We start from the raw sequence: 24,276 nt of genomic DNA on the forward strand, positions 1-24,276 counted from the left end.
ACACATTACGCGACGCTCCCTCCTAGCCATTTCGCTCAAAGCGTGTATTGTGGCGAAAAAGGGGCGAACTCATGAAATCCTGGTTGGCAATCTTCCTGCCCGCTGGCCTGGCGGCATGTGCGTCGCTGCCAGAAACGACAAAAGTCACCGCATTTGGCACGGCAGTCGATGCGGGGGTGACAGTCGTGAGGCAAGTCGGTGTCGAAAACGCCAGTATTGCGCTCCTATACGATAAAGAAGCGCAGGCCGGCCGATACATGTGCGGAGACGAGTGGGAGGCTGTCACCAAGCCGAAGTCTTCCATCAAACCGGAGGAAATCGCTTTCAGGATAAAGCGTCTTGAGGCATTGGCGGCCTATGCATCGGCGCTGAAAACCGCGACGGATCAAAGTGGCGTTGATAAGCTCGCCGACGCGGCGAACAACCTTATCGTGACCGCGACCAGTCTAGTTGCTGCGTCGGCACCAGCAGCTGCACCCCTCGTCGCTCCGATCGGAAAAATTGTCGGCAAGGGTGTCGGGTTGGCAATTCAGGACCGCTACGCGCGCCAGGTGAATTCGATAATTGCGGTGACCGATCCCTCCCTGCAGAAACTCGTTTCTCAGCTCGTCACCGATATGTCGAAGGTTGAGCGAGCCTCCCAAAAGACCTTGAACGACTACAAAATTGCTCGTGACGTGAACCTGGAAAACATGCGGATTCAGCAAATCGTCGTTTCAAAAGGGACTGACACGCCACCCGACACCTTCAGATGCATCGATGGCGAAAAATTTGATCCGACCGGTCCGAACGTAAAGGTCATTCTCAACGAAACAGAAGATCGTGGCGCCGTCCACGACAGATTGATTGCCGGTATCGACGAGGAGATCGCGGCGCAGGCGGCGATAGAGGCTGCCAACCGGTCGGGGCCGGTTCTCAAGAAGATCGCAGTCACTCACCATGCATTGGCCCAACAGAGCCCCGACACGAACGCCGATATCCGCGAATTGCTGTCGCTCACGGATGCATTGGCTGATTTGGTCAGCGCAGCCAAGAAGGAGAAGTAATTGGCTAAGTCGGCTCCATCTCAGCAAAAAATAAAGCGCGCGGCCCGGGAGAGGTTTTTGAGGCAGGTCAGGATCGTGCGTCGATCATTGCTTCCAGATTCTCTTGACATTCTAGCCGCGTTTTCCAGCCCCCAGGCCAGTGCCGACAAAGACATGGCGCGCTTTGAACTTACTGACGTTGCAAAAGTGACGGACGCAGGACTTAGCAATGCCGAAGCAACAAAATCAGTACTTGCAAGCATGGCGGCGATTGAAGCAACGCTCGCGAAGAATCCAAGCAATCATCTTCTGCAAGCTTACTATGCCCCGACCTATCACGCGCTCCGTATAGAGCTAGACCGGCTCACCAATTTGGCGCTCGATCAAAGTGAGGCTGCATACGCACCGATCGGTGAAATCCTCACGGCCACTCAGCAGCTCCAAAGCCTTGCCGATCGAATAGAGGCCGACACGGATAAACTCAATTTGGCCAACAGCGTGCTCGGCGCCATCGCCAAGCTTATAACAGCCTTGGGCGGATGAAGCTGGGTGCTTTGCATTCAGGCTGCTATGGCACGGTCGGTACATAACCGCGTGAGCGCTCTCGATCTTTATTCGCTGCGGAGATCCTCAAACGAGTTCTGCAATGTAGCGAACATTTCCTTGCCGTTGCGCTTCCACTTGCTGCGTGTTCGAAGTGACTTCAAGCGACCAAGGGCGGGCAAAAAATGATCGTTGCACTATTGCTAATAGGTATCTGAGCGGACTCGACGAACTGCGCGATGACTAAGGCATCGAGGACGACGACCCAAGGCAACCTGATATCGCGCAGGATAAACCGCGTCTAGCGCACCCCGGGGGAGTGGTACTGGAATGCGATCAAGCGACGTTTGCATGCAAAAGCTATCGAATTGGCATCAGGTTCGCGCTATTGACTGAAGAAGCCCCTTGAGGGTCGCGCAAGGACGGTAAAGCCGGATGGTCATGTGACGGCAGGCGGTGTGAAAGAAGAAGAAGAGGACGGCTCCAGCCCGGTCGGACGCGGGGGCGCCGGGACTTACATTGAAGGCGAACTGGGTGCCTTCTATCTCCTCCAGATGCTGGCGGGAAGCGAAGCCCGCGGTCTTCCCAACGCCCGGATTCAAGAAGTTCAGTTCCAGGGGGGGGATGAAGGATACGCCCTGGACGATCTGATTGTTCATGGCAGCTCCCACAAGGGCAGTTCGCTACTTGAAATCCAATCGAAGCGAACGATCAAATTTTCGCCGAAAGACGCCATTTTCCAGAGTGTTTGTGAGCAGATCGTGCGCAGCGCACCTGGTGACAAGCCGAGCGATCGGCATTTATTCGCCGTCGCCGCTGAACGCACAAGCTTTGCGATTTCTGGTCCGTATCAGGACGTACTCGCGTGGGCGCAAGTTGCAAAGACGGGCGCGCAGTTTTTCGAGCGACTCCGGCTGAAAGGGGTCGCCAGCGATGCGATGCGCGACTTTGCCCAGACCTTTCGCGCGAACCTTATCGATCAAGGCATCACCGACGATGATGAGACAATCTGGGGCATTGTTCGCCGATTTCTTATCCTGGAATTTGATTTCGAGTCCGCCGCTCCGATGGCGCGGGCCCATTCATTGGCGCTTGCGGCACATGTGCTCGCTCCAGAGGACGCAGCGCGCGCCGAAGCGCTGTGGAGCAATCTCATCGAACTTGTGATCAAGACCGGCAAGACTGGCGGTTCGATCTCGCGCGCCGAGCTGCCTAAGCTGTTGACTGATCGCGGATTTCGTCTTGCCGGCAATCGAAACTATGCCTTGTCCCGGGCACGCCTCGCCGAGATGTCATCCCTCACGCTCCGGGATATCGGAACGACGGTGGGCGGCGTAAACCTCTCCCGTCCAAGCGCGCTGGCTGCCGTCGAGGGCGCCCGCGACCAACATCGCTTCATCGAGATCACCGGCAAGCCGGGCGTCGGCAAATCCTACGTGTTGCGCCATCTGGCCGAACGGATAGGCAGAGAGTCGCATGTCATCGTTCTAGATCCAATCGGAACACCCGACGGTGGTTGGACAGCGCTGGCGCAGCGCCTCGATATTCCCGGCACAGCCAAGGAGTTTCTGGCGGACCTCGCTGTCAGCGGCGGCGGTGTTCTGTTCGTCGACGGCCTCGATATGTTCGTTTCGCCCGAACGGCGACGAACAGTAAACGATCTGCTGCGAGAAATTGCCAAGATCGATGGTTTCTCGGTTGTCGTGTCGACCAGGCCCGATTTCGACACCGAGAGTCGAAGTTGGCTCGCCGAGGATGCGCTTACTCTTCTTGGCCCTCCTCACAAGGTGGTTGTTGGCGAACTCGATGACGAGGAGATTGCGACACTCTCTGAACTGGCACCGGAGTTAAGTGCGCTCCTAGCACCCGGCCATCCCGCCGCCAGCATCTCTCGCAATCTCTACCGGTTGACGCAACTGCTCAAGGTGCCAAGCTCGGTCGAGATTCGGACGGAGGCGGCACTCGCCGACCGATGGTGGCAAACCGCCGACGGCGCGCAAACCGGACAGGTTCGAGCTGCCCAGCGCATTCTTGCCGACCTCGCAAAAGCCGCACTCGCTGGGCGCGACACGATTGAGGCCGCAGCAGATTCACCGGCACGAGACCACCTGCTGCGAAGCCTGACCTTGAGCGAGCAAAAGCGGGACCGACTGGGCTTTTATCATGACGTCCTTCGCGATTGGACCATCGGCGCCCTCATTTACGAAGACCCGACGCTCCTCCAGGAGATTGACCTATCGGTTCCGCCATCGCCGAGCTTGATGCGCGGCATCGAGTTCGCAGGCCGCTTCGCGCTTGAAAAGAACAAGGACGGCTCCGCCTGGTACGCGCTCTTGGTCACGTTGTCCCCAGCCAGATCGCATGATGGATGGCGACGCCAGGCGCTCATGGCCGTTGTCAGGTCCGAGCTTTCCCTCCAGCTTCTAAACCGCTGCAAGTCGACGCTGCTCGCTCACGGTGGTGCGCTTCTTTCCGAGCTTTGCACGGCGATCACGGCGGTCGAGACTACTCCAGTTGCCGAGATCCTTGCGAAGGCTGGCATAGCAAACGGTGAGTTTCTCGAGACGCCAAGATCGCTGCGCACAGCAACCTCGTCATCGGCACTGAATGTCATCATATGGTGTGCCGTCAACGTCAACGAGATCCCGATCCAAGCGATCGCATCCATTGTTAAACTGGTCGAGATTCAGATCTTCCTCGCCGTCGGCATTTCTCAATTCGGTCAGATGACAGCTCGGATGCTGTTTAAATGGCTGATACAGCTAGATCTTCAGGACACGGCAGTTGAAATACCATCTCCGCCGGACGCCCCGAGACTTCCGAGCCAAGCCCGTCAGCAGATGATCAGCGATCTCCGCTCCATGACGCTCATGCTGGCAGGTAATGCCCCAGAAGAAACAAAGGTTTATCTCGCAGCCGTTGCCGCGGAAAACAATCCCTACAAGGTCAAAGAAATTCGGCAGTTCAGCCGAATATTGGCAAGCGCCGCACCTTGCGAGTTTGCTGCACTTGTCGAGGCAAGCCTGATTGAGACCCCGCATCACGAATTACCGAGACGCAGTCTGTCGGACCGTGCACTCAGTTTTGCCGACACGGATTATCTGCCCGCTTCTCCGGCTCAGCCGCCTTTCCTCGACTTGCTCGAAGCGGCACCGGAGACCGGACTCGCTCTCATCCGCAAGCTTGTCGCAACAGGCGTCGCGTTTCACGCGCGTGCCAAGTCGACAACGACGAACGGCTACACATTGGTCTTCAACGGCAAGCCGCGCTTCTTCCCGTGGGTTGAAACATACTTCTGGGCTCGAGGTCAGGCTCAGGAATATTCGGCTGCGTCAGGACTGATGGCGCTTGAGGCCTGGTCGCAGGAGCGGCTCGACCGGAGCGATGACGTTCAGGCCGTTCTCGATGATATTTTTGGACCGGAGGGCAGCTGCGCTGCTTATCTTCTGGTCGCCATCGATGTTCTCGTCTCCCATTGGCCAAGTACGAGAGAAGCGCTGGTTCCATTTCTGGCCACCCCGGAACTGCTCTCCAATGACCGCACTCGCACGACACATGAAGCGCTCGCGGGCATGTTTGTGCGCAAGGAGCCAAACGGGCGGGTAAAGCTCGCCGATCTTGCGAAGCGTCCCTCGAGACGGATAATACTCGAGGATCTCCTCCCCTATTATCTCGCTGATGACGGTGCCGGGCGCAATCTTCGAACTCTTCTCCGCAGTGCAGTCGAGGAAATCGGACCGTATTCCGACCATTCCAACTTTGGCGACCCAGCGTTCATGGGAGCCTGTGCGCTCAATAGGCTCGATCGGGCCAATTGGGTCGAAGTTGATGAAGGGCTGTCCTATCGCTCTCCGCCGGTCGAAGCCGAGCATCTGGCGAAACTCGAGGAAAGCCGGCGCAAGCTCGTTGGCTCAAGCGAGATCGAAGCGAAGATCCAGCTCGCGGTCAATGATCCAGCCAGAGGCGCTGTTGAGTTGGCACGAGAGGCGGTGGATTATGCCGGTGGCAGCCTGCCCGACGGCAGCGACACTGATCACCTCAAGTCGCGGTCGACCCGCTTGATCGCGACGGCAATGCTGGTTGCCCGCGATGGCGACGATGACCTTCTTATGAGGCACGAAGGCTGGGTCAGAGAGGTCATTGCAAAAGCGCTGGAAGAGGAAGGCGAGCGCTTTAGCTCAGGCGATATCCTGGGATATAACCGGCCGGGGATGAGTATTTGCGCGTTGATCCATCTTTGGAACCGGCGCGGACGCCAATCCGATCGCAATCTTTTCATTGAAACCGCGACCCGCAAGGATCTAGCTGCGGTTCTTGCCTCCAAGGCGGCGTTGACCGTCATCACCGAGACCGATCCACGCGTCCTCAAGTCAGCTGTCCGGGTTGCCTTTGCATGCCGCCGGTGGAGGTGGCATCCCTACGACGAGGACGTGGCGAGCCGGGCCGCGTATGAGGCTGAGAAAGAGCGTCTTCATCGAGAAGCCGTTTCATCGGAAATCGTTTGGCTTGACGGCGGCCCGGAACCCATCTGGCCGATCTTGCCTGAAGAGAGCCCGTCTTTGCGAGATGAGTCAAGTGCCAGGCGCGCGAAGGCGCTCAGAGGCTCGCGGGAAGGCGCCGATGAAGCTTCCGTCGCATCGTGGTCGAGAGCCGCGTCCGTCCATGTTGATACGCAGGCCATTGCGAAATGGCTGGAATTGTTGAGCCAAGAGGGTCATGCGACCCCGGAATGGTATGTGGAGCTGATCGAGGCCTATGCGTCATGGTCCGTCCGCCTGAATGGCTATGGCCATCCGGCCGATACCGACCTCGACCGGTCGCCGGACGACTGGAACTACGCATTCTATAAACTGATCGCTACGGCACTGATGGACGCAGCCCCCGATCGGTTCGGCTCAATTCTTCAGCCGATAGTCGAGCTTCCGGACCGGTCGTTTTGCGATATCGCCCACACCATCGTTCATGCTGCTGACGTCCTCTACTTCAACGATCGAAACCGCGCGGCCGATCGTGCCGTCGAACTGCGCGAGCGTTTCGTCGAGCGGATGATGGCATTTCGTCGCTGGTCGTGGGAGGGGCGACACGGCGGGATGAGGGTCGACTACACAAACGGGCCGCCGATCGCGGTTCTGGTGATGAACCTCTATACTGCGTTCAGCGGTACGCAGAGCTATCTGGTCCCCGCGGTTTTCGACCGTGTCGATCCTCTGTTGGAAACGCTACGGCCGATGTTGCCGGGCGGACCGACCGCCTTCATTGCGCTTTGCACAATGAATACACTCTTGGTCGCCCCAACCGCACGACATCTGGATTTCCTCCTGCATGCCGCAGAAACCTGGCTGGCAGAACCTCAGAAAGATCCCTCTATGTGGCAGGCACTCGGTATAGGCCGGAAGATTGCGCAGTGGTTCGAAGGGGCGGCTGTAAAGGACCCCTCTCTGATCAGCCAAGCACATTTTGAACGATCCAGGATTGACACGATACTCGGCCGCTTGGTCAGCTTTGGAGTGTCGGAGGCTCACGATATCGAAGTCCAGATACAATCCGGAAAGGGAGACATCGCTGCTAGCCGGTAAGATCACCACACGCAGAGCCATCGATCGAAATGTCAATTTTTCGGTGAATACTCGATGTCCCGCTGCGACCGATCTCTAGCGCCAGTTCGACTGCTTCTCCGAGCCGTGAGTGTCTTCGAAAATCGAAACGAAGAATGGCCGCGGGAATAGCTGTGACTATTACTCCGTCGGCACAAACAAGATGAGAATTGATGAGAATGCTGTGGTCGACTATGTCGGCCCTTCTCAGGGACAGCACCAACACACCGAGTATGATGATCGGTGAGACGGCTGCCGACATGATCAGACGCCCTCAAAAACTAGCCCCGGAACTTATCAGCGCGCGTTGGCTAACCCGCCGGTGACTTTTAGCGACGCTGATGATCTAACCTTTGGCAGCGGGGCGCCAACCATGCCGCACTGTGTGTCCCTGCTGGTCAGCAAAAGCGATTTCGGTCCAGAAATCCCGTGATCCGAAAGTCAGATGCTTCAGCGGCAAGAAAGCAGCGGATACGGAAGGTGCTCGATCGAGCGCATACAAAAGCTGCCCGAGATCGATCCAATAGACGTCGATGAAGTACGGGAAAACATCGAGCCTGCCTTCACTGTCAGGCTCGATGATTTTAGTGAGGCCATCTGCTATCTCCCTCATCGCGCCGTTGAAGTCGGACATGGCTTTTTCATATTCGCGCGTGGGCTCAACGGAGTGAAATGTTCGGCCGACGAGCGCCGTTATCGTATTCGTGTTCAGAAGGCGGTCCATGATCGGCCCGTAGCTTAGCGGAGAGACCGCTACCTTGAAGAGTTTCGTCTTTTCCGGGCAGATTGGTTCTGAAGTCAACGGTGGTATGGGAATAGTTCGGAGATAATGATCGTGCCGGACCAGTTGAACCAGCATCGCCAGAAAACTATCCGCATAGTCCTTAAAAGCCGAGTGGGTGAAGCCGGAGCGTGATCCAGCGGTCAGTGATTTCGCCTTGGTCTCGAACAGGACGATGGTGTCTTGCTCACGTGTCCCGACATCGATCTGATATTTTGCCTTGTCGGCAGTATACCGTACATCATGCTGTGCGATGCCCCGGACCTTTGACTGACAGGACGCGCTGATAAGTGTCTCCAGAACATCGCCGATGATCTTTGCCGCTCGGCTCCGTGGCAGCGCGGTCCATAATTCCCGGAAGATCATCTCGCAGGCAGTGTTTGCCGCCAACGGCCTGGGTAGCAGTATGGTGTCGCCATCAAAGCTCTCAAGCGCCAAAAATCTCTCATGATCTCGAAGGGAGGTTTCTGAGGGTTTGCGGAACCCCTTGTTCACGACGCCTCGGCGGCCGTAGGATTTCTGCCATAGCATGGGTGTTCGGGCCCGGAACGCGTCAGCCGTGATCTTGTTCAAGCTGTAGGTGTTGGTCTTGGATAGCAGATATCGTATCTCGCTTTGAAGCGTGCCCATATCGAACCCGAGTGCGATCCTGTCTTCAGCCGTCAAGATCGAATTGAGGGCATCCGCGACCTTGTCAAAGAGCTGATATGGGCCTTGCGGCATGGAGAAGAATTCGCGCCAGAGCATGGTCTCGCGCATCACCGTCTCGAAGTCTTCCCCAGGTACAGAGGTCAGTTGTTCGTACTGACTGTATCTCTGGCAGTCGTGAGCGGCGGCAAAGTCGCTGGCCAGATCGATCAGGTTGCGCCATACGACCGCAGGCTTTCTGGCTTTCGGGTGGTGGTTGAAATTGGCGATGGCGAGCGCCAGAAGCCACCCCCACGGATAGGCTGGACCATTCGAACCCTTATGAGAGAAAACGCGGTTTCCGAAAACGAAAAAGCCGTCATGGGTGCTATTGGCATCGTTCAAGATCCTAAAAATCTGCTTGGCGCACTCCTCGCCTCCAATGAGACGGACATGCGCTTCAATCTGATCTAGGATCGCCGTGTGGCTTTGCTCAGGGAGCGCGACGCCATAAGCAGTAATTTCGGCATTGAAACCTCTTTTGATGAGACGTGCAAACGCTTCCCCCACGTTTTGGACTCGTTCGCTCCACGCCGCATGCGCATTAAAATCCGGTTGAGCCCGAGCCCAGGATATGGCCTCGATCCATTCCCCGGCGTTGGAAAAATCGACGTATCGGGTGGTGTTGGTCATTTGTTGTGAAATCAAGGTTGCGGCAATGCCGACGCCTGGCTCCACCAATCCAGCGACAGAGGCAACTTGCATCGATCGCGCCAGTCTCCCGATCTCCCATTTTGTGATTCCCCCCGATGGTGTTTTGAGCACCTCCTCGACTGAGCGCGGCATTGGCACAGGCGCACGAGAGCTCTGTTGAAAATGCTCTCGAAACAGCTTTCCGTCATCCGCATGCATGGGCATCTTCAACCGACTCGTGTCGTTTTGCATTTAACCGTAAGATTCCGCTTCTAGCAGTTTCAACAAGATAGCCTGGCAGTTAATTTGAGACTTGGCACTTAATTTGAGATTCCTTCTTGGATTTTGGCACTTAATGTGAGATTCAATCGTCGATGCAATCGACGGTGTTTCTGCATGATTGATCCATTCCCTGGGGAGGTTGACGAAGCGCTTTGGGATGAGGCGTGTCGACGAGCCGAGGCCATCCGAGGATTTCTGATACGTCGATCTGGCAAGGTTGCAGCCGGGGATATGACGCTGCTGGCTGCCGAACTAGAAGTCAGTCGGGCAACTGCATTCCGTCTTATCAAGCTATTTCGAGCTAGAGGAACGGTAATGTCGCTGGTGGAGCGCAAACCCGGCCGGCCTGACGGCCGCAGGATGCTCGACGACAAGCGAGAGGAAATCATCCGCACCAGCATCAACCGATTCTACTTGAATAAGAACCGCCCGGGCGTTTCTCAGTTAGTTCGAGATGTACAGACGAGCTGTGTCTCGGCCGGGCTCAAGCCGCCACATCGCCGGACGATCGAAACTCGTCTTGAGGACATCGACCTGCAGAAGCGCGCCAAACGACGAGGCGAAATCGAAATCGTGAAGCGGACAACGGCTGTGCCGGGAGGGCTCACCGCCTCGCGTCCACTCCAGATCGTCCAAGTCGACCATACGAAAGCAGATATCTTTGTCGTCGACGAGGAGACACGTCAACCGATCGGGAGGCCTTGGCTAACCCTGGCAATGGATGTCTGCAGTCGGATGGTGACAGGGTTCTACCTCACGATGGACGCCCCCTCCCGACTTTCGACCAGTTTGTGCTTACTACACTCCGTCTTTGACAAATCGCCTTGGTTACGAGAGCGCGAGATCGTTGAGCAATGGCCGGTCGCCGGACTCCCTGAAACACTGCATGTCGACAATGGCAGCGACTTCAGGAGCCGCGCTTTTAAGAGGGGGTGCGACGATGCTGGCGTAGCGATCGACTGGCGGCCACCGGGCGAACCACGCTTCGGCGGGCATATCGAGCGGCTGATCGGCACCCAAATGGGAAGACTCCACTTACTACCCGGCACAACTTTCAGCAATGCACAGGAGCTTGGCGAATACGACTCGAAGCGGCATTCGGCGCTGACTCTGCGCGAACTCGAGCGATACATCGCCCTCGACATTGTCGGTAATTACCACCACTCGATCCATCGCACTTTGGGCCGCCCGCCGATCGCGGTATGGCGCGATCACGAGGGCGAAATTCCGCTCCGCTTGCCGCAGGACCGGATGCGATTTTGGCTGACGTTCCTGCCCGAGCAGGAGCGTACACTGCAGCCTACCGGAATCCATCTCTTTGGAATGCGCTATTGGTCGGCAGCCTTGAGTGCCGACGTCGGGACTGCAAATCGCCGGCTGCTTGTCAAATATGACCCGAGGGATATGTCCCGTGTGTTCGTGCGGCGACCATCGGGCAACTTTGTGGAAGCACGTTACGCCGATCTTACGTTGGCCTCGGTAACTCTGCACGAAGCATTGGCTGCAAGGCGTACTTTGCTGGCAAAAGGGCGACGAGAGGTCAGCACCCGCACGATCGTTGGTACAGCGATTGAGCAACGCAAACTGGTGGATGCAGCAGTGGAGGCGACAGGGAAAGTACGACGTGGCCGTACTCCCATCCGAAAAGCGAAAGTGAATGACAGCGATTGGGGCTCGCTTCGGGGGATCGACTCCAGCAAACCTGTGGCTTTCGACGAGGACATAGAGTGAGCTGGCATGAACACAGAAATCTCCCACCTGACTGTAACCGCCTCGGCACTGTTAGGTGAAGCGGATAAACAGCGCATCCGCGCGATAAGATCACGTCGCTGGCTGGTCTATCCGCGTGCCAAGCAAGTACTCGATCGCCTCAACTTCTTGGTGGATCATCCACGCGGAACACGAATGCCTTCGATCGCCATTTACGGTGACAGCGGCATGGGCAAAACAATGATCATGAAGCGTTTCCGTGATCAGCATCCGCCAAGCTTCAATTCGCTCACCGGCAGGCTGAAGACGCCGGTTCTCGCAATGGAGATGACCAGTCGACCGGGCGAAAGACGGTTCTATTCCGAACTTCTGACCCTCCTCGGCGCACCACAGCGACCGCGCACCGATATTGCCCAAATGGAGCAAGCGGCACTGCGCATCATGGAAGCGATCGGCGTGCAAGTGCTGGTGATCGACGAGGTGCACAACATTCTCGCAGGAACATATCGCGAGCAACGCATCGTCCTCAATACATTGCGCTTTCTCAGCAACCGCCTTCAGATCTCGCTCGTTTGCTTCGGGGTCAATGACGCCCGTGAGGCCATTGGCGGCGATGTACAATTGGCGCGCCGCTTCGAACAGTTCACGCTGAGCCGCTGGGCCGCAAATGAGCAATTCGAAATGTTGGTCGCCCTGATCCTGCGCAACACGCCACTGCGCCATCCATCGGTGTTAACTGCAAAATCATTGCGGCGGATACTGCAGATCACCGAGGGCATCACCGCCAACATCTTCCACATAATTAACTCACTGGCTATCGAGGCAATCGAAAGCGGAAAAGAGCGGATTACCGATGATGCCATTGAGAAATGGGAGCCGGAATTTGACGCCGAAGCAGCGTTCGCATGAGATGGGAATATTCGCACGGCAATTGCCGGTAAGGCTGGCTCCCTACCCCGATGAACTTCTGTCGTCGTGGATCATTCGGCACGCCGCATTCTACGAAATCCCTCCCCTGGCCATGCTTCGGCATTGCCTTCCCGAGGTGCTATCATTGCGTGCGGCCGATTTAGACCTCAACGAAGGTCAGGTCGTCCGCATAGCTTGTATGTTCTCGATCGAGCCAACAACGGTTCGCCGTATGACCTTCTCGAATATTCCGCAATCGTCACGGCGGCTAATTGCCGGCGAGCCTCGGCAATTATGCTGCGGCTGTCGTCCGAATATCGACGGGTCGCACATCATTCTTCGAAGCCAATTTCTCGGCTGGCGGATCACCTGCCCGCTTTGCGGGGGCCTCCTTCAGAGCATTGGCGTGCGTGACCGCCGCTCTCCCTTCAGTCGCTACCACCGTGCTGCGCTGACAGGAGAGCGGATACTCGACAACGAGGCCGAGCACGGCATCAAGAACTGGGTGTCGCCAAGTGAGATCGCCCGCCTCCTGCTGATGCGGCGCGTTCCAAAGCCTCTCCCCGATCACTACGAACCGTCAAGCTTTAGAGTGCTCGGCGTCATCATCCCTGATCTCGATGACGTCCTGAAGATGGAAACTAGCGAACTTCCTACCCCAGTAAGTCCGATCTTGCCACTGCACTTGCGGGCGGCTCTTTTAGCTGGTGTGGCAATCGTTCAGCGAGCCGGGCCGGAGATGCTTTACATGCCGCGTGGCCACATGATGGGTGAGAACAAAGCCCGCTTCAGCAACGCTATAGAAGAGATTGTGGACTGCGCTCGTCAGTCGCGCACGTCTTCGCAGTTACACTTAATCTGAGATTCTCGGTCCACAGAATCTCAAATAAACTGCCAATTACGAAAAAAACGGCCGCATTCTCACGGTTAAGTGCCAAACGACAACCCGACCGCAGATTGCCCGCGCATCGGCGAGCGGCATTCCATGGCGCCTGTCAAAGCTGTCCGTCTCGGTCCAGGCGCGCCAGTCCTCGAGGACTGTTTCGGTCTTCTTTTGTGCGCTCGCCGCGTCCTTGGCCGTGAACCGCTCGACAAGCCGGGTCTCGATCTTGTCCCACGCCTGGCGCCAGGCGCGGCCACCGATGCCAGGTTCCGTACTTAAGGCGCGGGACAACAGGCTGGCGGCCCATCCATCGATGGGTGGCCGGGGGAGCAGCAGCAGGTCCAGCAGCACGCGCGGATCGAAGGGACGCCACGCTGCCGCAAAGGCGAGCGGCAGGACCTGGAGCGCGCCCCGCCATGGCGAGGCTGCCGAAAGGCCAAGCGCCGGTACGTCGCGGGCGCGCAAGCCGTGATCCAGCAGAGAGGTGTCACCGGTCGGCTCGAGGATGACCGTACCATCCAGGTCTTCAAGGGGGCTTGCAGCAAGCCAGTCTGCGACCACCTCGGCGGCCATCAGTTCGGTGTCAGCCTCGACGATGGTGAAGGTGCCGTCACCGCACAGCGGCTCGAGCGATCCTCCCGCAAGTGCATTCTGGACCTTAAAAAGATCCGAGCCTGGCTGTGCGGACGACACTCCCGGGTCCTCTTCCGATACAATGACGCCCGCCTGCTCCAGGATCGCGATCAGCCGCTGCCACAGGACCGGCAAGAGCGCACGCGGTTCGACCAACATCAAATGGCGTATCCGGAGGCCGGGTCGGTTCGGCACCGCATCGATCAGCGCGGCGGCGCGGTCCGATATGCCGGCAGGCAAAGGCGGAGACGCGGTTTCTGCAGTTGCGAGATCGTCGACCCTTGCGACACCGGCCTCTCCTCCTTTCCAGCCGCCGGCCACGAGGCCGTCGCGCCAATCCAGGAGCGTCGAAGCCGTCGTCCATGGATCCTTCGCGTAAGACTCGGCCCAAAAGCGCCCGTTGCCGGTCACGCGAAGCTTGGTGGCGTAGGTGGCAATGCGGGCGGCATTGGAAACCTGAGGGCCAAGCAATCCGACTTGCGTCTCAATCATCTGCACGAGACCCAAAGGGCCGACGATGGCTTTGTCGAGCATGCCGGCTGCGCTGTCGGCGTCTGGAAAGACCCGGCCATCGGCCTCATATCCGAACACGAGGTTCACTGCCCGTCTCCCTGTACTTGCCGCTGATCATGCGATCGGCGATGTTTCTGCCGATCGTCGCAGAAATACCTGCCCTCGGGTTCCCGCGAACCTATCGTCGTGCACGCGAAAGGTGCAACAGCAATATTCGGCTGCTGCACAATATGCACACCGATATTTTGCATGGTTGGGAGCTTGCGCCGGTTGCCTGTCTCCAGGCCATGTGCAGCCATGGCGCACGGGCCTCGCCATCGCAACGACAATAGCGGAGAAATTGCCCGACCTTTCGGAAGAAGCGTTCCAAACGTCTGATTTCGTCAAGCGCCGACGACGCCAGGATAACGCCTAGATTGTGAGGTTGCGCGATTGCACTTATTTCTGAACGCCTTTATAATCGCAATAGACTTGCAGCAAGTCACGCCACGATCGGCCTATATATTGTTACGCACTTTCCGATCTGGAGCATGCATCCTGATTGAGTGCATCGCAGTGCTTTGTCGACGCGGATGGAATCTCCAATTCGCGTCATATACGATGGATGTTTGTTTGGAACAAACCCGCTCTTGCGATAACATTTGCAAGAATACAGATTCTGTTTCACACTTACTTTCACCAGAAAACTCTTTACTATAACGCTCGAGTACCGAGCCAATACTGTTGGGCAAGACTCGCAGCAGGACCATAAGACAGCCAATTGTTTCTCCAATACAGCTGGGCGGAGCTGCGATGCCAAACTTATCGGACACATCAAAAGATCCCGGTACCAAGACCTCAGGGAGAAAATCGATCAAGACGAGCCGGCTCGAGCTTTACGCGGCGCGACAATCCCTGGAACGCGAGACGCAGATCGCTCTGGGCCTTCGGATCCCCTTCGACGTCTATTTCCAGGACCCGTTCGTGACAGCCTCTGATCCGACCTTTAATTTCCAGGAGGAGTTCACCGTACCCTGGGAGCCGGGTATCAGCGACGGCCCGACAAGCGCGCGATTCGCCGTTGTCGACTATGACGGTTCGGCGGAGACCCTCTATTCTCCGGCGATCTGGGATAACGAACGCAACAAATTCGTCGACGCGGATCGACGCGTGTTGGATCGCAACAACCTGGACTCACCGCAATTTCACCAGATGAATGTCTGGGCCACCCTGCAAAACGCCCTCGACTTCTTTGAGAACGGCTTCGGGCTAGGTCGGCGGATTGACTGGGGCTTTGAGGGCAACCGTCTGATCGTCGTGCCGCATGCCGGCTACGGCGAGAACGCTTTCTACGACCGCGACAGCAAATCGTTGCAATTTTACTATTTCGACCGCGGTGAGGACGGCGCCCGTCACCGGGTGTACACCTGTCTGTCGGCCGACATTGCAAATCACGAGTTCGGGCACGCGGTCCTCGACGGCATCCGCCCGCACTATCATGAATCGATTTTCGCCGAGACCGCAGCGTTTCATGAATTCCTCGGCGACATCGCCGCGATCCTGATTGCCTTTCGCAACACCGCCTTCCGGCACCAAATTGCCAAGGCGACCGGGGGCGATCTCGACAGCGACAATCCGCTTTCCAGCCTGGCCGAGGAGTTCGGAAACAATATTGGCGACCGGCCTTACCTGCGCAGCGCGCTCAACGAGCTGAAATATGCAGATGTGAAGAACGATCAGCGCCAGCACTACATGTCCCAGGTGCTGACCGGGGCGATGTTCGATATTATCCGCAAACTGACACGCTATTACATGCAGGTTCGCGGCCTGTCCGTCGAGAATGCCCTTTGGTCGACGATCCGGCGCATGCAATGCATGACAGTACAGCCGCTCGATTTGCTGCCACCCTGCGACGTCACCTTTCAGGACTATGCCCTGGCGGTGCTGCGCGCCGAGCAGATCGTCAATCCGACTGATCCCGACGGCTATCGCAGCATGATGATCGACGTCTTTGCTGCACGCGGCATCCTGAGTGACACGATGGCTGGCGAGCTAAGGCCTCCTGTTGCGGTCTTCGATCGTCTCAACGTCGCGGTTTTCCATGATCCGCTGAGCGTCGCCACATCGAGGGCGAACGCCTATCGTTTCCTGGACGATAATCGCAGGGAACTTTTCATTCCCTATGCGGCCGATGTCAGGATCACCGACCTCTCGATCGCACACAAACTGACACTGACCGGACGACGACTGCCAAGACAGGTACTCCTCCAATATATCTGGCACGAGGATGTGGTGCTCGAAGGGACGCGTTTCGGGCGCTTCGAAGGCGAAACGACCAGCATGGTTTGCGGTGCCACTCTTGCACTCGATATTGACGGCAACTGCCTTGCGTGGGCCCGCAAGCCCGGAACGATGGCTTTGATCAAGGGCTCGCGCAAACGCCGCGGCGAAGACGAGGAGACCGAGGCCGGAAAAGCCAGGCGGGAAGAGTTTCTCAACGCTCTTGCTTCCCGCATCGCAGCCGGCCGCATCGGCGACGGCGTTGCCGGGGGTGCCGTCGGGCTGCTGGCAAAGTCGATCGCGCCGATCACGGCGCAAAAAATGGACGGTACGCTGCGTTTTGGCCTTTCACCGCATATCGGAATTCACAGTGATGAGGACGAGGAGATGGGAGAGCGCCCATGGATGATCAGCTCTTGATCCGTGCCTACAGTGTCGGCGTCGGCGACTGCATCTACGTTCGCATCCCCAAGGCGTGCACCAAGGACGGCGTGGTCGATGATTTTCACATTCTGATCGACTGCGGTAAAAAGGGCAGTGCCGATTTGCTGAAGGTCGCGCTCGACCACCTCGTCCAGGAGCTTCCGAAGGTCAATGGCAAGGGTCGCCTTGATCTTCTGCTGATCAGTCATGAGCACGAGGATCATATCAAGGGTATCGATCCCGCGTGGTTCGCCAATATCAAGATCGAAAATATCTGGATGAGCGTCGCGATCGATCGCACGCACCCCCAGGCCCGATTCACCCATCAGTTTCATGACATGGCAGCAATGGCTATGCGCAACATCGCCGCGCGCGGCCTGGCGCTCAGCCCGGAACTCGAGGATATCGTCGAGCGATATGGTATCGGCAACGATGGTGCCGTCGATGCGCTTCGCAAGGTCTTGCCGCAGCAAAATGGTATTGCCCCGCTTTATGTCCATGCGGACCTCAAGCCTGAAGCGCTGCGGCCGCCGACGCTCACCGGTGCGGTCTTCAAGGTAATCGGTCCTGAATTCGATATAGACAGCTTCTATCTCGGCGATGCCGGAGAGAGCGTTCTCCATGGTTTTTCGGCATCGACAGGCGTTCTGAAACCAGCTGGCAAGGCTGCCGATTGTGGCCTTCCCTCCAACATCAGCGCCTCGGACTTCAAGAGGCTGCAGTCGCGCATGATGTCCAGCGCTTTCGCCTTTGCCGAAGAAGAGGGCGAGGTCGTCAACAATACGAGCGTGATGCTGTTGATTGAATGGCGCGGACGCCGGCTGTTGTTCGTCGGGGACGCCGAATGGAATACGGCCTATCGCGAGAAAAAGAAGAACTTCGCCTGGAACACCGCCTGGGCTCTTCACAAGGACGAATTGAACAAACCCGTCGACTTCCTCAAGATCGGCCATCACGGCAGTATCAATTCGACACCTTGGAACGACAAGGAAGACGGCGCCAGGACCGAGGCGAGTTCGATCCTGGATGCCATATTGCCGCTGCCAGACGGAGGCGTTGCGCCGAGCGCCAAGGCGATCGTTTCCACCGAACGCACCTTCTACAAGGTGATCCCTCGGGCCACGCTTCTTGTCGAGATCGCCAAGCGAATCAGCAACACGAAGGTCTATTCGACCGCCCTGCCCCCCGACCAACTGGCCGGGCTTCCGAACTTCACCGACTATGAGAAGAAATGGCTGGGTTCTCCCCAACCGCTGCGAACGGATCTGGAAAGCCGCCTGACGGGCAAGGGCTTTGTCAATGTGATGATCGATCCCAAGACAGCGCCATGACGTCTCTGCGACCGGCCGCCGCACGATCGTTACGACGCCTCGCTGTTAAGCATCAAACGCTCCCAAATCGACGCATTGATCATGCGTCTCAATCGAAAGTGCCATTCATCGAAAGGAGTGCCATGACATTTGTCCCGGCGGCTACAGTAACGAAGACACCTCTTACTTTGTCGACGATCGATTGTTTAAACGGATGCCCTCCATTGCAAGTGAAGTGCGGAACACCCTATGCTCACACAAACAAATGCAGATTATAATACTTTGCATACAGCATGGTGGGGAGCGAAAAATGGGTGAAACATCTGAATCAAGCCACCGCCAAACGACCTCGCAACTTCAGATGAGACAGATGATTCGTGAGGAGCGCTGCCAGGATCTTGCGATGTCAGGTGTCCGTTCCTGGAAACGGCCGCGACACCGTCAAGATCATTCCGAGCGCATCGGCCGGCACTTGCGGGCGCGCATCGAACGGCTCGGCAAATAAGTCTTCCAGGCTGGTGATTTCGTCGTTCGCTCGACATAGCACCCGCAACAGCCGCCACCGCCCGGATCGCGATGGCTTCGAGCCCGGATCATCCTGCCACAAGATGCGCTGAACACCGGTTACGGTCTTGGTCTTATGCTGGACGTCCCCAAGCAGAACTGCGACGACTGGCCGTTCCCGCACTTGATGCGAAATGTCGAATGCATCTTCGGTAAAGATGGCAACCCGTTTTTCTGAGAGTTCGGACCCGGAGTCCGGTTCCGGCGCAATGTCGGCCAACATACGGCGTGGCTGATCGGCCCGATGCAATATCATTTTGGTCCAGTCCTTGTCCGTCGTGCCGTTCGGAAGCCTGAAATCTAGCGCTTCGATCTGCACCGTCTCTACAGTCGCGCCCACGGCACTGATTGCCTCAAGCTGCACCTTCGAACTTGCAACGGTAAATTGACACCAGATAGACGGAGAATAGTCGGACAACCGCACGTGTTCGACGCGGACAGGCACATTGACGATCACACGCGGCTCGCTTGACACCGGAGCACGGAAATCCGCCTCAATCGGCAGAGCAAAAATCGTCATCCACCCGTTGCCACCATCTTCAACCTCGCCATCGCCCATATTGGCCTGGACCAACACGTCGCCAGAAGGCGCCCAGTCCGCATCGCGCTCCGGCCGGGCGCGTGCCGAAACAATCAGCCGGATTCGTGGCCGGTGCGGCCCCGGCCTGAAGCTGTAAGTTCCGGCATTTGCTGCACGGTCGGCGCTCGTCCAATCGGCAGCATGGGCTGGATCGACCTTGAGCACAAACACGCTCACCAACCAGCCGTCCGCATGTTGTGACACAATGAGTTCGAGACGTTGGCCGACCGGACCTTCGGCGAAGCTGCCTTCACGGTAAAAACGAATATCGAACGCCGTGTCGAGCAAAAACTGCGGCTCAATTACCAAACCCTCGAATGGCATTCCATCTTGTGATCCGACATCTGGTAATCCTTGGGCTGACTGCGCACTGCGCACGCTCAGCGGACCAGTTTCAGGATCAGCTGGTGGCGGATGACCCGACCTTTCGAAGCGCCGCATCTTGAGTTTGATCATCGACCATGGGTCGAGCTTGTGGCGGATCGGCGAAATGAGGTAGCCCGAATGCGTTACCCGGCCCGCTTCACTCCCCAGATCGAAGCCGTAACCGATCGGGCCATCGAGCCGCATCGCTATCGCATCGCCTGGATGGGCTTTTCCGGATCGGATCGGATCGGGTCCGACCTCGGGCAAATATTTGAGCTTCTGCTCTGGCGGCAGGCCGGTCGCCGTTTTGTCGCGCTGGAAAGCCGGAAAGGGATGGCGCGTCACGTCGACCGCTACCAGGACGCCGTCACCAAAATGGTCGTTCGCGTGCATTGGCTCCGCGATCAAGGCAAGCAGCGGCGGCACCATGCCATCATCGATGCCAGCTTCGGTGAGCGGAAGGATCAGGATGAGCGGCGGCTTGCTGACCGCACGCCCGTTAGCCGCATCGGGTAAAGAAACATCGAGCCACCGGTATCGCGTATCGTCTCGATGCAGTTCCTTGGCAGCCAGATGCTGCACATGAGGTTGAAACAACGCGCTGTAGCGGCTGTTCAGCAGCACACCGAAGCGCCATAGATTCCAACCGCCGCGCCAGTCGAGATCGCGCGTTACGATCGTCGGCGGCGGCTCGACAGAGCCGGGTTCGAGCGAAAGCGCGTGAGCCACACGCAACATGCCCGTCTGCAGGCTGCCATGATCATTGTTGCGCCGGCCAGCAAAGGCACGGTCAAACAATTGGCTTTCGCCTTGGGGACTGGGCCTTCCGCGCCAGGTCCAACGCTGCGGGGCAAGGCTTGCAGACACGCAGTAGCGCAGTGCGCGACGCCCGCCATCGGTACCCACAAAGAGCGCTGGCGGAAACTTCAGATCGACCACTCGCCTGGCTCCTTCCCAGCGGCGCCGAACGACCGTGTTTGAGCTCCATTGCGCGCTCTTGAGGATGGGAAGTTCGGCTGTCGCGACCTCGATCGGCAACACCGAGATTGGGCCGAGCAGCAAAGTCTCGCCCGTTAGTACCGTTTGCGAACAACTCTCCAGCAGCGCCGAGCCGAGCCGATCCCTGTTTTGCGTGATCCCGTCGAACGGCCTGTCCTGACTGCGAACTACCGCGCGCGCGAGAACTTCGTAGACGCGACCCGCAACGCATTGAACGGTCGCCTTGTCAGCCCCATCGCGAAGGAAGCTGCCGCCGCCCGCCAAATCGGGTTCGCCCACCGATATTGCCAACGCGACGCGCGCTCGCGCGAACGGATCGGCGCGATCGGCAAAGAAGGCGAGCGGACTGGCAATGCGCGCGCGGTTTGGAAACACTTCCCAAAGTTCAAGCCAAAGCCCGCTGACCGCAGGATCGGCCAGATCGGACCGGTTGTCAGCGCCTTCGCCTTGCAGTTGATCGAGTGTGGCTGCGACCCGTGTTCGTAGCGCGGAGCTTGCCCCATCGGCAAAGAGCGCACAGTTGACCCATCGCTCCCAGCTGTGGCGATCAAGAGAAGGCCCGCGGACCTCAACAACCGCGCTCGATCGCACAAGACCGTTCGACAGGCGTTGGGCGGGTCGTGGTGACGAGCGATCAAGCCCGTCGAGCAACAATGGTGCTGCGCGCGGTGCATCTCCGCCACTGCTTTGCGAAAGCTCCGACACGTTCCCGCCAATATCGGCAATCAGCGTCACCGCTAACGGCTCTACGTCGACATCCATCGCCGACGCCAATCGCAGGCCCACCGCATCCGGCAGATAGGGAAGCTCGACGCGCGCGACCTCGGTCCAGTTGGCCGACATGCGGAGTTCGTCCTCGGCGCCAATACCCACCGGGCGCATCGAAACGATGACATTGCCGTCGCGGAATATATCGAGCCGATACCATTGCCCGGAGACAGCGCCCGCCAGATCGATTGCGAGCGGGTAATCGCCTTGCCCGACGGCCTCGATGAACAGATCGATGCGCGCTGGCCCGGTGCTGTCGACGACGAATGCAAAACGCAGTCCGCCACCAGGGCCCGGTGCGCAGGCAATCTTCGGCATGCCCTTTATCCTATTGTGGTTCATCCGCAGCCCCGCCGCGCCCAACCGCCGTCGCGGCACCCGTTTCGGCAGTTCGTTGGCAAGCAGGTTGATCGCTGTGGGCGGCGGCGGTGCATCAGTGCTGAAAGACGGCGCGGAAATGGCAACCGTGCGCACATAATCGATCGACGCGGTTAGCGATGGCGCATCGGGTATGTCAGAGCGCAGCACATAGGGATTATTCGGATGGCGTGCGAAGGGGGCGAGTACGCCGCCTTGGGCGACAAGATGCGCGCGCATCTCATATCTCCGCCCAAAGGACAAGGTTGGAAGCTTGAGGGCCTGGGCGCCAGGTGGACCGAAGAGAAAGCGCGCCGCCTCGACTCCGACAGCGCCGCCGTCCTGTCCTAGAGCTGCCTGACCCGGCATGGGAGCGGTTTGCCACGCATTGGCATATTCGGCAATCGCATCGCTGACGCCGACCTGATCACCAGGGGCGAATGGATGGGGATCGACAAAGAGTCTTGGCGCCCCGTCGGCGGCAACGCCGGGGACCGGCTCGCGTGCTTCGTGCAGCGTCCTGAGCTCCTTAAGAAACGCCGGATCACTTGACTGTGCCGGCTGTTGACGAAGGCCAAAAAACATCGTCGCGGCGTTGAGAGACACGAAGGGCGTCGGGTTTGCGGCTCCTGCGCGCCGTACCAGAAGCCCGTAGCCCGATAGTCTCGTCCAATCATCCACATGGCGCGAGAAGGTCTGCAGCTGATCGATCTGGAAGGCCAAGGGAAGCGGCAGCTGCGTTTCGGTCTTGAACGGGTCGATGCGTGGGCCAAGAGCCGTGCCAATTCTGATCGCTTCTTCGGCTGCCCGGTCCAGGAGATAGGTGATGAGCTCGAAGAGCGGCGAAGCCGCCGCCACGCCGGCATCTGCAGCCGCCTGAACGGCCATCGTCGCATAGAGACCCTGAACCTGAGCATCGCCTAGTAGCAGCGCGCTAAGGCTCTTGTTGAACCGTTCAAACAGCGGTGTCGAGGTGTCCCCGGGCTTTGCCCTCGACCAATCGGTGCGACCGCTGACCAATCCTTCGATGAACGGGGCCGCAAAAGCGAGTGATGCGCTTGCGCGAACGCGATCAAATGAAACGCCGGCAAAAATGTCGCTGCTATCCGCACTCTGGCCCTGGCCCGCTGGGGGCGGATCGATGAACCGCTGAACGAGCTGCAGTGGAAGTCCCATTCCGCCTGGCTGTTCGCGGGGCAGCTCGAAATAACGAAGTCCACGAATCTCGCCGGGTTGCGCAGCGCTGACCTCTGCGGCATGGCTCCACATCAAACGCAGGACATCGATGTCCTGCTTTATCTGCTTTTGCGTCGAAGTAATATCAAATCCTGCCTGCTGGCGGAGCTGATCGAGGGTGAATGGGGAGGCATCGGCGATCCTGAGGGTTACATCCGGCTGATAGGTCGCGCCGAAGACGGCTGGCGGCTGCACGCGCCAGGCCGCAGGTAGCAAGCTTTCGTTGGCTCCAACAGGCATTGCCGCGATATGGGCCGCCAGCAATAATGCGGATGTGGCGTCCTCGCGACCTTCCAGCGCTTCGACCAGCGGCACCTCAAAGCGCCCGACCGCATCATAACGCGCGCCGAGAACCTGGATGGCGATCGCGTCGAGCATGCGTTTCAGAAGGGACGTTGGCGCTGGCTGGCCCGACGCTCCCCCCACTCCGAGATCGGCGCGCAAGAGGTCCTCACGTCCAGGGGCGCCGGCAATCCATTCGCGAAGGCCTTCGGCCAAAATCGATTGCAGCCGCGCAAGCGGGTCGATCGCATCGGCGAGTGCTTGAGGCAAGGTCGCAAGCGCCTCGGCAGTCGGCAAGGTCAAAAGCGGATCAGCCGTAACCGCGATCGTCTGGTCAAAGAGATCGAGCACCCGGCCTGCCGCCTGGTCGGCACGCATCGCGGTCACGATGCGGCTTGCTTTCAGTTCACCGCCATGGCTCGTGCCTTGAAGCGTCCAATGCACATTCTCGTGGTTATCGGGGTCCTCGACATAGACAGGGGCAAGCGTAGTGGCATCAAACGCTTGGCCCGGCGTGGGCGTCACGCGCGGCGCGGCAAGGATCTGCAGGCCATCCACCGGTCCCAAGCCCGCAATATCAACGATTGCGAGAAGTGCGTGGACCTTGGCAGCGCTCGGTACGGGATGTGGCATGGTGGCGAGGCGCTCGACAAAGCCGGGCACCGTTCCGGCTGTGACAGCCTGCGCCTGCCCGTCGGGCAAGTGCAGGCTCTGCGGACGAATGGCTCCTTGTGGCGAGGCTATCGCTCCCACGGCTGCGTCCAACCGCGCCTCGAATTGTAGGACGGACACGGGTTGCGATCTGACCGAAATCCGCGTGTGCGGCACGGGGACCGCGTTGGTGGGATCGGCCGGATCGATGAGCCACAACGCCCAGGCGTCAGCGCTGTGAGGTGTCCAGGACGCACCACCGGCGAGCGTCTCCCATTTCCAGGGTAG

Annotated in this window: 12 protein-coding genes; 9 read left to right on the forward strand and 3 right to left on the reverse strand. The window is 58.5% G+C overall.

Annotated elements, in window-relative coordinates:
* Nucleotides 1–71: 71 nt before the first annotated feature.
* The 3 genes from J2X71_RS32090 (at nucleotide 72) to J2X71_RS32100 (ending at nucleotide 7,144) form a co-directional block, all read left to right on the forward strand.
* Entirely contained in the window at nucleotides 72–1,046 is a 975-nt protein-coding gene (locus J2X71_RS32090; RefSeq protein WP_310388752.1) for a hypothetical protein, read from the forward strand.
* Nucleotides 1,047–1,568 carry a hypothetical protein gene (locus J2X71_RS32095; RefSeq protein ID WP_310388754.1) on the forward strand — a complete coding sequence of 174 codons (522 nt, stop codon included), beginning with the start codon at nucleotides 1,047–1,049 and terminating at the stop codon, nucleotides 1,566–1,568.
* Between the two features lie 443 nt (nucleotides 1,569–2,011).
* Nucleotides 2,012–7,144 carry a hypothetical protein gene (locus tag J2X71_RS32100; RefSeq protein ID WP_310388755.1) on the forward strand — a complete coding sequence of 1,711 codons (5,133 nt, stop codon included), beginning with the start codon at nucleotides 2,012–2,014 and terminating at the stop codon, nucleotides 7,142–7,144.
* Between the two features lie 364 nt (nucleotides 7,145–7,508).
* On the opposite strand, the gene J2X71_RS32105 is transcribed toward J2X71_RS32100, so the two are convergent.
* Nucleotides 7,509–9,482 (reverse strand): hypothetical protein, encoded by a 1,974-nt coding sequence (locus J2X71_RS32105; RefSeq protein WP_310388757.1) that lies wholly within the window; start codon nucleotides 9,480–9,482, stop codon nucleotides 7,509–7,511.
* Between the two features lie 177 nt (nucleotides 9,483–9,659).
* Between J2X71_RS32105 and J2X71_RS32110 the strand changes: the two genes are divergently transcribed.
* Genes J2X71_RS32110 through J2X71_RS32120 form a run of 3 tightly spaced genes read left to right on the forward strand, consistent with a single transcriptional unit; the run spans nucleotide 9,660 to nucleotide 13,026 of the window.
* Complete coding sequence (locus J2X71_RS32110) at nucleotides 9,660–11,276, forward strand: Mu transposase C-terminal domain-containing protein (protein ID WP_310388758.1); 1,617 nt, start codon at nucleotides 9,660–9,662, stop codon at nucleotides 11,274–11,276.
* Nucleotides 11,277–11,282: 6 nt separating this feature from the next.
* Nucleotides 11,283–12,164 (forward strand): TniB family NTP-binding protein, encoded by an 882-nt coding sequence (locus tag J2X71_RS32115; protein WP_310388760.1) that lies wholly within the window; start codon nucleotides 11,283–11,285, stop codon nucleotides 12,162–12,164.
* Nucleotides 12,139–13,026 (forward strand): TniQ family protein, encoded by an 888-nt coding sequence (locus J2X71_RS32120; protein ID WP_310388762.1) that lies wholly within the window; start codon nucleotides 12,139–12,141, stop codon nucleotides 13,024–13,026. The genes J2X71_RS32115 and J2X71_RS32120 overlap by 26 nt, the downstream gene beginning before the upstream one ends.
* A 36-nt stretch (nucleotides 13,027–13,062) precedes the next feature.
* Here J2X71_RS32120 and J2X71_RS32125 read toward each other — a convergent pair whose 3' ends face one another.
* Nucleotides 13,063–14,280 carry a hypothetical protein gene (locus J2X71_RS32125; RefSeq protein ID WP_310388764.1) on the reverse strand — a complete coding sequence of 406 codons (1,218 nt, stop codon included), beginning with the start codon at nucleotides 14,278–14,280 and terminating at the stop codon, nucleotides 13,063–13,065.
* A 636-nt stretch (nucleotides 14,281–14,916) separates the two neighbouring features.
* On the opposite strand from J2X71_RS32125, the gene J2X71_RS32130 reads away from it, so the two are divergent.
* Both J2X71_RS32130 and J2X71_RS32135 read left to right on the forward strand, forming a co-directional pair.
* A complete protein-coding gene (locus J2X71_RS32130) occupies nucleotides 14,917–16,872 on the forward strand; it encodes a serine protease (RefSeq protein WP_310388766.1) in 1,956 nt (651 codons plus the stop codon).
* Nucleotides 16,854–18,206, forward strand: a complete 1,353-nt coding sequence (locus J2X71_RS32135; protein WP_310388768.1) for a metallohydrolase — start codon at nucleotides 16,854–16,856, stop codon at nucleotides 18,204–18,206. Before J2X71_RS32130 ends, J2X71_RS32135 begins: the two co-directional genes overlap by 19 nt.
* 385 nt (nucleotides 18,207–18,591) lie before the next feature.
* Here J2X71_RS32135 and J2X71_RS32140 read toward each other — a convergent pair whose 3' ends face one another.
* Nucleotides 18,592–23,634, reverse strand: a complete 5,043-nt coding sequence (locus J2X71_RS32140) for a hypothetical protein (RefSeq protein WP_310388770.1) — start codon at nucleotides 23,632–23,634, stop codon at nucleotides 18,592–18,594.
* Between J2X71_RS32140 and J2X71_RS32145 the strand changes: the two genes are divergently transcribed.
* Nucleotides 23,599–24,120, forward strand: a complete 522-nt coding sequence (locus tag J2X71_RS32145) for a hypothetical protein (RefSeq protein WP_310388772.1) — start codon at nucleotides 23,599–23,601, stop codon at nucleotides 24,118–24,120. The two genes, J2X71_RS32140 and J2X71_RS32145, sit on opposite strands and share 36 nt — an antisense overlap.
* Nucleotides 24,121–24,276 lie beyond the last annotated feature (156 nt).

Source organism: Rhizobium sp. 1399, from assembly GCF_031455475.1.
In the GTDB taxonomy this organism is placed as follows: Bacteria; Pseudomonadota; Alphaproteobacteria; order Rhizobiales; family Rhizobiaceae; genus Rhizobium.

Excerpts from the sequence above, each read along its gene's own strand:
- J2X71_RS32105 (WP_310388757.1), bottom strand. The coding sequence starts at position 9,482 with ATGCATGCGGATGACGGAAAGCTGTTTCGAGAGCATTTTCAACAGAGC.
- J2X71_RS32115 (WP_310388760.1), top strand. The coding sequence starts at position 11,283 with ATGAACACAGAAATCTCCCACCTGACTGTAACCGCCTCGGCACTGTTA.
- J2X71_RS32135 (WP_310388768.1), top strand. The coding sequence starts at position 16,854 with ATGGATGATCAGCTCTTGATCCGTGCCTACAGTGTCGGCGTCGGCGAC.
- J2X71_RS32110 (WP_310388758.1), top strand. The coding sequence starts at position 9,660 with ATGATTGATCCATTCCCTGGGGAGGTTGACGAAGCGCTTTGGGATGAG.
- J2X71_RS32090 (WP_310388752.1), top strand. The coding sequence starts at position 72 with ATGAAATCCTGGTTGGCAATCTTCCTGCCCGCTGGCCTGGCGGCATGT.